This window comes from Geminocystis sp. NIES-3709 (genome assembly GCF_001548115.1).
Classification (GTDB): Bacteria; Cyanobacteriota; Cyanobacteriia; order Cyanobacteriales; family Cyanobacteriaceae; genus Geminocystis.
Genome location: NZ_AP014821.1, coordinates 2846100 through 2859896, shown reverse-complemented (window position 1 = coordinate 2859896; position 13797 = coordinate 2846100). Strand labels below are relative to the sequence as shown.

General features: G+C 33.8%; 10 protein-coding genes and 1 tRNA gene. 10 read left to right on the top strand and 1 reads right to left on the bottom strand.

The window, feature by feature from the left end; all coding sequences use genetic code 11:
• Positions 1–102 precede the first annotated feature (102 nt).
• The 10 genes from rpoD to GM3709_RS12065 all read left to right on the top strand — a co-directional run bounded on the left by rpoD (position 103) and on the right by GM3709_RS12065 (position 9142).
• Complete coding sequence (gene rpoD / locus GM3709_RS12110) at positions 103–1278, top strand: RNA polymerase sigma factor RpoD (protein ID WP_066119672.1); 1176 nt, start codon at positions 103–105, stop codon at positions 1276–1278.
• 81 nt (positions 1279–1359) lie between these two features.
• Entirely contained in the window at positions 1360–2142 is a 783-nt protein-coding gene (locus GM3709_RS12105) for an RNA methyltransferase (protein ID WP_066119670.1), read from the top strand.
• Between the two features lie 180 nt (positions 2143–2322).
• A complete protein-coding gene (locus tag GM3709_RS12100) occupies positions 2323–2778 on the top strand; it encodes a hypothetical protein (RefSeq protein WP_066121901.1) in 456 nt (151 codons plus the stop codon).
• Positions 2779–2800: 22 nt separating this feature from the next.
• Positions 2801–3355, top strand: a complete 555-nt coding sequence (locus GM3709_RS12095; protein WP_066119668.1) for a glutathione S-transferase family protein — start codon at positions 2801–2803, stop codon at positions 3353–3355.
• 286 nt (positions 3356–3641) lie between these two features.
• Positions 3642–5579, top strand: a complete 1938-nt coding sequence (locus tag GM3709_RS12090; protein ID WP_231937558.1) for an N-acetylmuramoyl-L-alanine amidase — start codon at positions 3642–3644, stop codon at positions 5577–5579.
• A gap of 166 nt (positions 5580–5745) precedes the next feature.
• On the top strand, positions 5746–6633 hold the full coding sequence (gene murI / locus GM3709_RS12085; RefSeq protein WP_066119666.1) for a glutamate racemase: 888 nt from the start codon (positions 5746–5748) through the stop codon (positions 6631–6633).
• A 144-nt stretch (positions 6634–6777) separates the two neighbouring features.
• Positions 6778–7329 carry a Ycf51 family protein gene (locus GM3709_RS12080; RefSeq protein ID WP_066119664.1) on the top strand — a complete coding sequence of 184 codons (552 nt, stop codon included), beginning with the start codon at positions 6778–6780 and terminating at the stop codon, positions 7327–7329.
• Between the two features lie 103 nt (positions 7330–7432).
• Complete coding sequence (locus tag GM3709_RS12075; RefSeq protein ID WP_066119662.1) at positions 7433–7615, top strand: hypothetical protein; 183 nt, start codon at positions 7433–7435, stop codon at positions 7613–7615.
• A gap of 180 nt (positions 7616–7795) precedes the next feature.
• Positions 7796–7868, top strand: a tRNA-Glu gene (locus tag GM3709_RS12070).
• 164 nt (positions 7869–8032) lie between these two features.
• The gene (locus tag GM3709_RS12065) at positions 8033–9142 is read left to right on the top strand and encodes a tetratricopeptide repeat protein (protein ID WP_066119660.1); all 1110 of its coding nucleotides are present in this window, start codon (positions 8033–8035) and stop codon (positions 9140–9142) included.
• A gap of 12 nt (positions 9143–9154) precedes the next feature.
• Here GM3709_RS12065 and GM3709_RS12060 read toward each other — a convergent pair whose 3' ends face one another.
• Complete coding sequence (locus GM3709_RS12060) at positions 9155–13591, bottom strand: PAS domain S-box protein (RefSeq protein WP_066119658.1); 4437 nt, start codon at positions 13589–13591, stop codon at positions 9155–9157.
• Positions 13592–13797 lie beyond the last annotated feature (206 nt).

Below are 13797 nucleotides of genomic sequence, written 5' to 3'. Positions count from 1 at the left end.
CGATCGAGTTTTTTGTGTTTTTTGTGCTAAGAATGTATTGTAAAGTGATTTGAAAAATTCATCTTCTAGCTAAATTTTCAGAAGGAGTAAGAGGAAAACGGCATGACCCAGGCACAAGAAATTTTCGCAACTATCTCACCCGCTAATGATTTCGAGGAAATGTTCGACTTTAATTCTGGTAATAATTTGAGTGGTTCGATCGGAACTATTGACCCAGAGTTTCCAGAGATGATCGCTGAAGCTGATTCTATTGGTGTTAGTGATCTAAATGGGAAAAAAGCTCGTAAATTACCAGCTACCCGTCGTCGCACCCAAACGAAGAAAAAACCTTTCACAGAAGATTCTATTCGTATCTATCTTCAAGAAATTGGTAGAATCAGACTACTCCGAGCGGAGGAAGAAATTGAACTAGCCCGACAAATTGCTGATTTATTAGATTTAGAATATATCAGGGCGACTTTAATGGAACATTTGGGGCGTATCCCGACGGATCAAGAATGGGCGATCGCTTGTGATATTCCAAACCTGCGTCAGTTTAACCGCCGTTTACACATCGGACGACGAGCAAAGGATAAGATGGTACAGTCTAACCTTCGTTTAGTGGTCTCTATTGCCAAAAAGTACATGAATCGTGGTTTATCCTTCCAAGATTTGATTCAAGAAGGATCTCTGGGTTTAATTCGTGCCGCCGAAAAATTTGACCACGAAAAAGGCTATAAGTTTTCCACTTACGCTACATGGTGGATTCGTCAAGCCATTACTCGTGCCATCGCTGATCAATCTCGAACTATTCGTCTTCCTGTTCATCTTTACGAAACTATTTCTCGCATTAAAAAAACCACTAAGATGTTATCCCAAAAAATGGGACGCAAACCCACCGAGGAAGAAATTGCAGAAGATATGGAGATGACGATTGAGAAATTGCGTTTTATTGCCAAATCTGCTCAACTACCCATATCCTTAGAAACCCCCATCGGGAAAGAAGAAGATTCTCGTTTGGGGGATTTTATTGAGGCTGATGGGGAAACTCCTGAAGATGAAGTATCAAAAAATTTACTACGAGAAGATTTAGAAAATGTTTTAGATTCTTTAAGTCCTCGTGAACGAGATGTATTGCGATTACGGTATGGTTTGGATGATGGACGAATGAAAACTTTAGAGGAAATTGGTCAAATATTCAATGTTACTCGTGAAAGAATTCGCCAAATTGAAGCTAAAGCATTGCGAAAATTGCGTCATCCCAATCGGAATAGCATTTTAAAAGAATATATCCGTTAGTTAATTATGAATTAACAATTAACAATTAACAATTAATAATATAGCAGTCATTATGATGGTTAGATTTGAGTTAATTACAGTATGCTAACCAGTGTTCAAAATCCTTTAGCAAAACAAATTCGTAAGTTACATAAAACTCAAGAAAGACATCGAGAGAATTTACATCTTTTAGAAGGCACAAATTTATTAGAAGTTGCGAGTAAAATTAATTATCCTCTCGTAACAATATTAGCCACAGAAATATGGCAAAAAAAAAATTACTCTCTTTGGCAAACTTTACAAACTCAGGCACAAAAGGTGGAAACTATTTCCCCTGAGTTAATCAAAAATTTGGCAACTACGATTAATCCTGATGGGGTTATAGCTACGGCTTATCGTGATAGTCGCCAACCACAACCACCACAAAATCTACATTTAGGCTTAGTTTGCGATCGTATTCAAGATCCGGGAAACTTAGGTACAATTATTCGTACTGGCGTTGCGATGGATGTGGATTTTCTCTGGTTGAGTAGTGATAGTGTGGATTTAGATAATCCTAAGGTAATGCGATCGTCTGTGGGGGAATGGTTTAAAATACAGGCAAAAGTAGAAAATGATCTAGCTTCTTTAGTAAAAAAATATCAATCTCAAGGTTATCAAATTATCGCCACGTCTTTAGATGGAAACAAAACTCATTGGGAAATTGATTTTACTAAACCAACTATTCTATTATTAGGTAACGAAGCTCAAGGTTTATCCCCGGAATTGGCCAATTTAGCGACAGAAACTGTTAAAATTCCATTAGCTAATGATGTTGAATCTCTTAATGTGGCGATCGCAACAGCTGTTTTATTAGGGGAATATCAGAGACAAATTAGATGTTAGGTGTTAGAAACTTACTCACTTTGTTATAAATTAATTACCAATAAACCAATAACAAAAGATTTTCTTAACTACTAAATTACCTATTACTTTACTTCCCTTTTCTTCCAGTTTCCGAACTCTGAACCCCGAACTGTTAAACTTGGTTATAATTTGGACAACAAATCAATGAAATTAGATTGTATGAGTAATAGATTGACAGAATCAGGTATATCTCAAGAGGATTATTGCGTTTTTGGGTTAGCGACTTGTTTTATTCGAGACGAAGGAGAAATCAAGGAAATCAAAGTTATTGAACCTATACCATCGGCGGCATTAGAAGCATTATTTAAAGAAATTCCCACTTCTTATGAGTTAGCAGTAGCTAAAACCATTGGACAAATTATTCTAGGAGAGACTCTACAAAAACCTTCAGAATTTCCTATGGATAGTCAATTTTGTGATGATTTTATCGATCGAACTTTAGCCGCTACACGTACTTACAAAAGCAAACCGAGTGCTCAAGAGTATATTAAACTAGGAGCATCAAAAAGCGATTTTAACTATTCATTAGAAAGAAAAAGAGTTTTAAATAGTGTTCATAAAGTTTCTGATGATGATAATGTGAAACAACATCCTAACACCCATAAAATTTTGTAACAATATTGTCAAAGAGGTTTAAATGTTAAAATTATACGGTGGTTCTCGTAGTCGTGCATCGATCGTTCAATGGTATTTAGAAGAAATCAATCTTGAGTATGAATATATTTTGATTGATATGGCGGAAAAAGAACATTTACAACCCGCTTTTTTAGAATTGAATCCCATGGGAAAAGTTCCAGTGATTGTTGATGAGGATTTTAAACTTTGGGAATCTGGCGCAATTTTATTATACCTAGCGGAAAAATATAGTCAAAAAATTGATTCTTTAGAACAAAAAAGTATTATTAATCAATGGATTTTATTTGCTAATTCGACTTTGGCTACCGGATTATTTATCGAGGCAAATAGAGAAAAAGAAATAAATAAATTATTGCCTCCATTAGAACATATTTTCCAAAATAATTCTTTCCTGTTGGGTTCAGAATTTAGCGTTGCTGATGTAGCAGTAGGATCAATGTTAGCTTATACTCAAATTTTATTAAAACTTGATTTAAGTAATTATCCTGCCATAAGTAACTATATCCAGAAAATTATCCAAAGACCAGCTTTTATGAATACTATTGGCAAAAGATAAAGAATAATTAATAATTAACAATTAACAATTTATTTTTTCAATATCTTTCTTTTCTCAGTCTTGTCTTAATGAATAATTTTTAAATCAAACTGAGGTTAAATAGGAACAGGACTTACTATTTTTTATACTTAAACGAGCTAATAGTTTAAACTTAGTGAATATCAGATAAATTAGGGGAAACAAAAACTTTTTTCTATCTGTCATTAAATTATATTATGTTTACTAAAATATTTTCTTATTTATACTGAAGTGAACCTAATCCCGATTATTTAGAGGAGTAATTACTATGGTGAAATTTTATTCTTTAATTTTAAGTTGTCTAACCTTTCTCATTTTAGCAACTCCGGCTTATGGGGGAAGACTTTTATTTTGGCGTTTTGAACCCAATCAAAATCGTTTAATTTTTACTACTGATCAAGGGATACAACCAACGGCTCAACTTATTGCTAATCCTACTCGTTTAGTGATTGATTTGCCCGGTACGACATTAGGAAGACCAACTGTTAATGAAAATTTGGGGGGTATTATTACTAATTTAAGAATTGGTCAATTTGATGCTCGTACTACTAGAGTGGTGGTGGAATTATCTCCCGGATATGTTCTTGATCCTCAAGGTATTAAGATTAAAGGAATTTCTCCAACTCAGTGGTCTGTGGAATTACCTCAACCCCAACGATCGAACTTTCCCACTCCTTCTAATCCGAATAACGTAGAAAATCAATCTAACAATAATATTAATAGAAATCCTGTTTCTACTAATAATAATCGTAACAATTCTTCTTCTTCTGGATTGCAAGTGACATCTAGTGGTATTATTGTCGGCATTGATGGGGGTAATAGCAACAAAATAGTTGTTAATCGTAGTCGGGATCGTCGTAAAATTGATTTTGAGATAGAAGGCATTACGATTCCAGATAATTTACCCAAGTTTTGGAACGTTAATAAGTATGGTATTGGAGATGTAGAAATTGATCAAAAAAAATCTGTAGCTTTATTAACATTAAATGTAAATCCTGATAGTCCTGATTGGCAAGCCAGTTTTAGTCGTATGGGGGGGTTAGTTTTATGGCCTCAAGGTGGAATTAGTCGAGTTGTTGATTTACCTTCTGGAAGTTCTAATTCTAGTAATAATCAGTCTTTACAACCAAATACTCTTCGCAACAACAATACAAGATATTTACCAAATAATTCTACAGCGAATACTGGCAAAACTAGCATTGAATCGATCGAGTTATTGAATAATCAATTATTGATTAGAGGAAATAGAATAATTAAAGGTCAAGGTAGTTGGAGTCAAGGAAACACAGTCTATCAAATCAGATTGGAAAATACAGATTTATCTTCTAGTTTTAGAAATCCCTCTTTACCATCTGGTAGTCCCATTTCCAGAATGCGTATTTGGCAACCAGATAATAAAACTGTAATACTCTTAATTGAACCGGCTGTGGGTGCAAGAATTGGTCAATTAAATCAACCCACAGAGAGAATGTTGGCTTTATCTTTTAATCGTCTCAGCAGTTCTAACAATTCACCCAATAATTTTAATACGTCTGTTCCTATTTCTCAAGCACCTCCAGACCCCTTTAACCAAACTCCGGGAAATAATCCTAGTTCTTGGCAACCTTTACCACCAGTCAATAATAGACCTTCTTCCAATAATAATCGTTCAGTGACCAGAGGGAAAACTTTAGTCGTTATTGATCCAGGTCATGGAGGTAAAGATGTGGGAGCGGTGGGAATTGGGGGTATTCAAGAAAAAAACATTGTTTTATCAATATCTCAACAAGTAGCTAGTATCTTAGAACAACAGGGACTCCAAGTTAGAATGACAAGGGATAGTGATTATTTTATTAGTTTAGAAGGACGAACTCAAATGGCCAATAGTCTTAATGCTGATGTTTTTGTGAGTATTCATGCAAATTCAGCAGGTGCTAGTAAACCGGGAGTGAGTGGTTATGAAACCTATTATTATCAAAATGGTCGAGGTTTAGCAGAGACGATTCACCGTAATATTATTCGTCGGGTTGACGTGCGCGATCGAAAAATAAAACAAGCTCGATTTTATGTATTAAGAACATCCAGAATGCCATCAGTTTTGTTAGAAACAGGTTTTGTTACAGGCAGTGAAGATGCAGCGAAATTAAGTAATTCTTATTTTCAAAGACAAATGGCAGAAGCGATCGCCGCTGGAATTGTCGAATATATCAAAACGAATCGACTTTAATTAAATTAAAGACAAAAGAATAAATAGACAGACAGAGAAATGCAGTGAAAAAGAACATAATTAATTGAAAAATTATCAATTATTTATTATTAATTGTTAATCTATTTACTTTTCTAAGTACTTTTGCTTAAATTAAGATAATTTTAATCGCAATCATGATAATTATATGAAACATTGTTTAGGGAATAGAATTGGTGTTTTTGATAGTGGAGTCGGTGGGTTAACTGTACTCCGCAAACTTTATCGTCATTTGCCTCAAGAATCCATTCTCTATTTTGCCGATACTCAGCGTCTTCCTTATGGTATTCGTTCCAAAGAAGAGATTATTTTATTTGTTAGGGAGATACTCGATTGGATGTCTAAAGAACAAGTAAAAATGGTGATCATGGCTTGTAATACAAGCTCAGCCTTAGCTTTAGAAGAAGTACAATCAGAATATGATTTCCCCATTTTAGGCTTAATTCATCCGGGAGCAAAAGGTGCGGTTAAAAGAGGTAAAAGAATTGGTATTATTTCCACCGTCGCAACAGCAAAAAGTAACGCCTATCGTAATGCCATTAAAGAAATTAATCCTCAAGTAGATGTTTGGCAGGTGGGTTGTCCTGAATTTGTACCATTGATTGAACAAAATCGTATTTATGATCTTTATACCAAGAAAGTCGCCGAAGACTATTTATCCCCTTTAATTAGGGATGAAATTGATACCCTTATCTATGGTTGTACTCACTATCCTCATTTACAAGGGCTATTAAAGGATATTTTACCCTCTTCAGTACAATTAATTGATCCTGCTGATTATGTGGTTAAAGCAGCAGAAAAAGAGCTAGAGTTAATGAATTTACGGAATCACGATATTATTTTACCTACTCGCTTTTGTGTTAGTGGTGAACCTGAAGACTTTGCTAAAATTTCTAAACAGTGGTTAGGATTTACCCCTACCGTTGAAAAAATTTATCTACCATCAGTTACTAGAACTGTAGAAATATCTCTGCCATTAGTAGAACCTAGAGAAATTAATCCAAATTATTTATATGTTGAAAGTCTAATTGCTTAAATTATCAAGTGTGTTAGAAACTTTCTAGCACGCTATGATTTTGCCCTCAAACTCAGATAATTATTCTATGTCCTATCCCTTGGCATATTAACTATTGACGGTTTCCAGTACAATTGAGAAATTAGCTTTTTATGATCAATAAAAATGGATTTATCTTTAGATTTTAAAACTTATACTATTTGGTCAATATATATTACGATCGGTTTTTTGGTTCTGGCTACGATCGGATTTTTGTTTAAATGGGGTTTTCGTTTTCGTTTAGTAGGTGCGACAGGATTTATGGGAGTATTAACAGTAGGATTATTTGCTCTTAGTTTAGGGTTATTCGATCGTGTGGAGATACCCAATGCTGTTAAATTTAATTTAGTTTATGATACCGGTGGAAATCAAGCGGTAATTACTGTCCCCATTGATATTACCCGAGATCAACTAGAAAGTACTTTACAACAGGCTTCTGCTAATTTATTTTCCTATGGTAGAACGGCTACAAATGGAGATGATCAACTCACTATTAGGGCAAGGACGCAGTTTCACCAAGAAGGTGTAACAATTCCCCTCTATTTAGGTCAAATTCGTCGTTCTTTAGTCCAAAAAGACGATTTAAACCCCACTATCGTTATTTCTGATACTGCTTTTGCTAAATTGGAATCCTTGCAAAAAGAACAAAATCTGAGTTTGTCAACAACCCTTAATTAGTTAAATCGCAACAATGTGATCTTAGTTACAATAGTATTGGTACTAATTAAGCTATCTTAGTTAATATCAGTAAGTAAGTCACACCCATAAACACAGAAAACCTATGGCTATATCAACTATTCCGAGTAATTTAGCACAAGATCAACAAATCTGGCACAGTCTCAAACAGGCGATCGCCAAAAGTTCTGGTTTTAAGCGTTGGCAAAAAGAAAACAAATTAGAAATAAATATTGACGATCAGGTCAAACAGTATTTACGATCGACCCTTGAAGCCCTAGCTTATTAACCTTTTAGCTCAAAAAATGAGGATCGAATACGGCACAGATCCTTATTCTGTGTCTCTTTTTTTACCTTAATAATCAAAGCAAATTTTTCTTGAAAAAAAATCTTAGATTTCTTGACATTCTTTATCATATTCGTTATATTAATAAATGTGTGTTGAACGAAAGTAAAACACAAAGTCCAAGCCCCCATCGTCTAGAGGCCTAGGACACCTCCCTTTCACGGAGGCGACAGGGATTCGAATTCCCTTGGGGGTATTAAAAAAAAAGAAAACAAATTAGAGTCTTTTCGGACTCTTTTTTTTATGTTGAGTGTATTTAGAGCTTACTAATATTTCATAGACAAAAATCTATACTTTTTAACAAAGTCCTTTTTATGTTATTATTAAGATTCTTTAAGTTTAACGGAGGTTAAAAACCGAGTGTATAAACACATTATCCCTCAAATAATTCTTTCTTTACTTTTAGGAGGTATGGGTTTATTTCCGCTAGAATTAACGGCACAGGCACAGACACAGGCACAAAAAGCACAAACAGTTGCCACTAGATTAAATCCACAACAAAGACAACAACTTTATACTTTACTTCAACAAGGTAAACAATATGTTGCGGTGGGTGACTGGACAAATGCACTGTCGATTTATCGTCAAGCAATGGTTTTAGACAGTAATAATCCCAAGATATTTTCAGGTATGGGTTATCTTTATGCTTCTTTGGGAGATTTTCAGGCGGCTGTTAATGCTTATCAACAAGCTATTACTCTTGCACCTGATAACGGAGATTTTTATTCAGCCTTAGGATATACTTTTGCCCAAATAGGTGATAATTCTAATGGTATTAAGGCTTATCAAAAAGCCATTGCACTTCAACCTAATAATGCGGATAATTTTACTGCTTTAGGAGTTTTATTACTGAGAAATAAAGATTATGGACAGATAGAAAATTATTATCGAAGGGCGATTTCGATCGATCCGAAAAATGAAACTGCTTATGATATGATGGCTACAGCTCTTTATCAACAAGATAAAAATAATGAAGCTATTAGTTTTTTAGAAGATGCGATCGAAAAATTTCCTAGTAATATTGATTTAAGATTAAAATTAGCAACAGCATACTTTAAGGGAGAAAAATCCCAAGAAGGATTAGAACAATTAAAGATTTTGGAGACATCTCAACCTAATAATCCCAAAATTATTTTAAAAATGGCGATGGTATATGAGCAACAACAGGATTGGGATAATGCCTTGAAGGGTTATCAAAAAGCCTCTTCCTTTGATAAGGATTCTATTCTTGCTTACGGTGGTATTGCCAGAGTTTTAGAACAAAAACAAGATGATTTTCGGGCGATCGTAGCATATCGTCGTTTTATTGAATTAGCACCTCAAAACCCCTATGGTTATCATCGTTTGGGCTTACTGTTGAAAAAAAGAGGAAGAAGTGCAGAAGCCAATCAGATGTTGGAAATAGCCAAAAATATTTATCAGCAACAAGGTAAATTGGAAAGTGTTGCCGAAATAGAAAAAGAGTTATAAGCTGGAGTTCACTTATTCACCATTAACTCTTAGATTAATTAATGCTTTCCTAATACACTCTACCTTAATGGGTTTAGATACATAATCATTCATTCCTGCTTCAAGACAGATTTGTCGATCGCCTTCCATGGCATTAGCTGTCATCGCTATAATATAAGGTTGAATGGGATGATTTGCTCGAATCCATTGGGTAGCTTGTAAACCATCCATATTAGGCATTTGTACATCCATAAAAATCACATCATAATCTTGAGATTGTACTTTATCAATTACTTGTAAACCATCAACAGCAATATCTACTGTATAACCTAATTTTTTTAAGGTTAAAATGGCAACCTTCTGGTTAACAATGTTATCCTCAGCTAAAAGAATTTTTAAAGGAAGATTTAAGCTACTTATCACAATATCATTATTAGATTGATTATTTTGAAGTATGGATATAGCAACAGATTTTAAGACAATAGTAAACCAAAAAGTTGATCCTTGTCCTACCTCTGATACTACTCCCATCTCTCCTCCCATTATTTCTGCTAAACGCCTACTTATAGCTAATCCTAATCCTGTACCGCCATATTTGCGAGTGGTAGAAGCATCTACCTGTGAAAAGGCTTTAAATAAACGGTTTAGTCTTTCTGGGGGAATGCCAATACCTGTATCTGTGATGGAAAATTTAATTTGATAATTTTCTTGGGCTTGTTTTTGACTGGTGATAGAAAGTGATACGAAACCTTTCTCGGTAAATTTTAGGGAGTTACCAATAAGATTAACCAAAATTTGTCTGATGCGGGTAACATCACCGACAAAAAAGTAAGGAGTTTCTTCCTCATAGTAATAGCTAAGGTGGAGTTGTTTTTTTTGAGCTTGAAATTGCAATAAATCGATCACACTTTTAACCGATTCTAAGAGATTAAAGGGTTGATTTTCTAATTCCAGTTTGCCTGATTCTATTTTGGAAAAGTCTAATATATCGTTTATGATCACTAATAAGCTTTCGCCACTATGACGAATCGTCGTGACATTATCTAATTGTTGAGGAGTTAAGGGAGTATCTTCCAAAAGGTTAATCATGCCAATAACTCCATTCATGGGAGTTCGTATTTCATGACTCATCATCGCTAAAAATTCACTTTTAGCTTGGTTGGCTAAGTCTGCTTCTTTTCGGGCTTGTTGTAATAATTTATTTTTTAGGGCAAGTTGATGTAATCTTTGTTTTTCTTTCTTGAGTAAATCTGCTTGGGCGATGGCTATACCTAATTGTGCGGCTACGGCTTCTAATAATTCTATTTCTTCTTCTGTCCATTGATGATAACGATCGCAGTGATGAAGTCCTATAGTACCATTAACTTTACCATGATAAAAAGTACCGCAAGTCATTAAGGATTTAAGAGACATCATTTCTAACAAATCCTGTAAGCTGGAGAGTAAAGGATGATTTTCGATATTGTTGATAGGTACGGCTTTTTCTTGTTGAAAAACATATTCCATGTAAGGATTATTACTGATGGAGATTTCATAACCGATGAGAGAAGAATAATTCTCATGATTATATTCAGAAACGCAAACTATTTTTTCCGGATAGTTATCAGTAGAAAATTGACAGGTAAAAATTAAGGCTTGATTAACTCTGAAGGCTTTACCAATTTCTTGGGCGGCGGTGGCAAATATCTCATCAGGATTTAATGTTTGACGGATTTTATCAGTAATTTTAGCTAATAATAGGCTCTTATTTAATTGCTGTTGTAGTTGATTCTCAGCAATTTTTCGATCGTTTATATTAGTACAGGAACCAATATAACCCAAAAACTCTCCTGATTGATCATAACGAGGAATACCTACATTTAAAAACCAACAATATTTCCCATCAAAACGACGCATACGATATTCCATTTGTAAAGGAAAACGTCGTTGAAAACAAGAAAGATAAATATCACGACAGGATTTTTCATCATCGGGATGCACATTGGATAACCAACCTTGTGCTATTTCTTCTTGTAGAGTATGCCCTGTAAAGTCTAACCATGTTTTATTAAAATAATTACATAAACTATTTTTTTCTGAAACCCAAATTAATACTGGTGCATTATCTGCCATCATTTGAAAACGTTTTTCCGTTTCTTTTAATGCTTCTTCTGCTTGTTTTCGTGATGTTATATCTGTAGCGATCGCTAAAAATACAGAATTGTCATTTTGTTTAACTAATTGTAGATGAATTTCTACAGGATAACAAGATTTATCTTGACGGGTATGAATAGTTTGAAAAACAAGGATTTCTTTTTCCTGACTTAAAAGAGGGTTGATTAATTGTTTAAATGTTTCCTCAGAATATTCAGGTTTAATATCAAGAGGAGTCATTTTTTGGAGAGTTTTTAAATCATAACCAATATTTTGCAACGCACCTCGATTGGCATAGATAAATTTAAGAGTATCTGCTGAAAAAACATAAATCTCATTAAGACTGACTTCGAGAAAATAAGCTAATTGTCTTCTTTCTGCTTCTAAGGCAACTTTATCAGTGACATCTCTTAAAATGACGGTAAAAATAACCTCATTTTCTGTTTTTAATTTTGAAATAGAAGCCTCTGCGGGAAATTCACTTCCATCTTTACGACACCCAAAAACTAACCTTTCCTTATCATCAGTCATTTGTCGATAAGCATTAATCTGAGAAGATGATTCAAAATCTTCCACATGATGATGATGAATATTTATAAATCTTTGGGGTAATAATATGTCTAAAGGTTTACCTATCACATCTTCTGGGGTATAACCAAATATTTTATTCGCACCTTGATTAAATAAAATAATATTTTGTTGTTGATTTATCGAGATAATGGCATCATTGGCTACATCCAGAATCCCTGATAAAGTTTTTTGAGTACGAGTTAATTCTGATGCTATCTGTTTAGATTTGATTAATTCTTGCTCATATTTATAGTTAATGGCTTGTAACTCGATCGTGCGCTTATTTACTTTCGATTCTAAATCTGCACTACCTTCTCGTACTTGTTTTAACAAAGTAGCTTGTTGAATACCTATGGCTAATTGTACAGATAACTGTTCCAAAAATTCTATTTCTTCTGATAACCAAGGATGAGGATTAGTACAATCATGGACTATTAATAAACCCCATAGTCTATCATTTACAATAATCGACACCACTAAGTTAGCTTTAATATGAAAACTTTGTAATAATTGTCGATGACAGGAATTAATATTGGCAACGGAGACATCTTCAATCGCTTTTGTCTGAAATGATGTGGCAGAATTTAACCATTGTGGGGTGAAACATTCATCTTTAACAATATAATCAACAAGGGATAATTCTGAATTTTTGACTGCCTCTACAGCGATACCTCCGCTACTGTTACCATCAAAATGATAAATAACTACCCTATCAACTTCTAAAATAGAAAGAATTTCATCAACGGCAGTTTGTAAAATAGTATTTAAATCTAAAGATGAGCGAATTCGTAAAGCTATGTCCGATATTAGCTTACCTTTTTTTTCTACAGACTGTAAATTTTGTTTTTGTTCTTTAAGCAATTGTTTTAACAGCTTGGTTTTTTCTGTTTGTAACATTTCTACTTGACGTTCTAAAACTGATATTACTCCCTGTAGTTCTCTAGGATCAATTCCTTCTAAAACGCTACTTTGAGTGATAATTCCCGTTAAATCTCCTAAAGAATCTACCACTATCAATCGCCGTAATTGGTTATTTTGCATAAATTGATGGGCATTCCAGAGAGATTCATCAGCAGAAATTACCTTTACCGGTTGAGTCATCACTTCTTTAGCTTCTGTGCATCTTAAATCTAATCTTAAAGCCTGATAACGTACTATATCTCTTTCCGTAATAATGCCAACAGGCTTAATCGTCTCTCTCTCGGTTTTTTCTGCAATTACGACACAACTGATATGATTATTCACCATCAAATTAATCAAATCTATAACTGTTTGATGAGGTAAGGCATAAATTATATTTTGCCGCATTACATCGCTAATATTACGATGTCTTAGTAAATCTAAAGGTTGTAAGCTCGATCGAATAGTGTCTGGAGTAACTAAACCAACTACTTCATCTTGATCGTTCACAATAGGTAAATGACGAATATGATATTGTTTAAAAATATCGATTAAATCAATAATATTTACTAACTTATCCGAGGAAAAAGTAATTAAATCTCTTGTCATCACCTCCGCCGCTACCATTTTATCTAAAGGTAATAATTGTGCCGATAATTTAACAATATCTCTTTCCGTAATTAATCCCACTAGACGATTATTACTTACCACTAACGCACAACTTACAGAAAAGTTTTCACGATTATTCCGATTGTATAGTTTGGAATGACGCTTACTAATTTTTGTAATTACTTCTAATAAAGGGGTATCTAAAGCAACAGTAATAAAATTATCACTTATAGGCGGACTTTTGGAGGCTTCAAACATAGTATCATATTAAATAATTAATAGTTAATAAAAAGTATTTTCTAATTAATGATTATCTTTTAAGGATGTTGGGTTTTTTTAAGATAGTTTCTGCACTTTTTTATTAATAATTCATTTCTTGCAGATTATTTAGGATTCCTATATATCACCAATTCTAACTTAAAATATATAATCAGTGAGTATTAAGTCTATTTAGGTTTATTTCT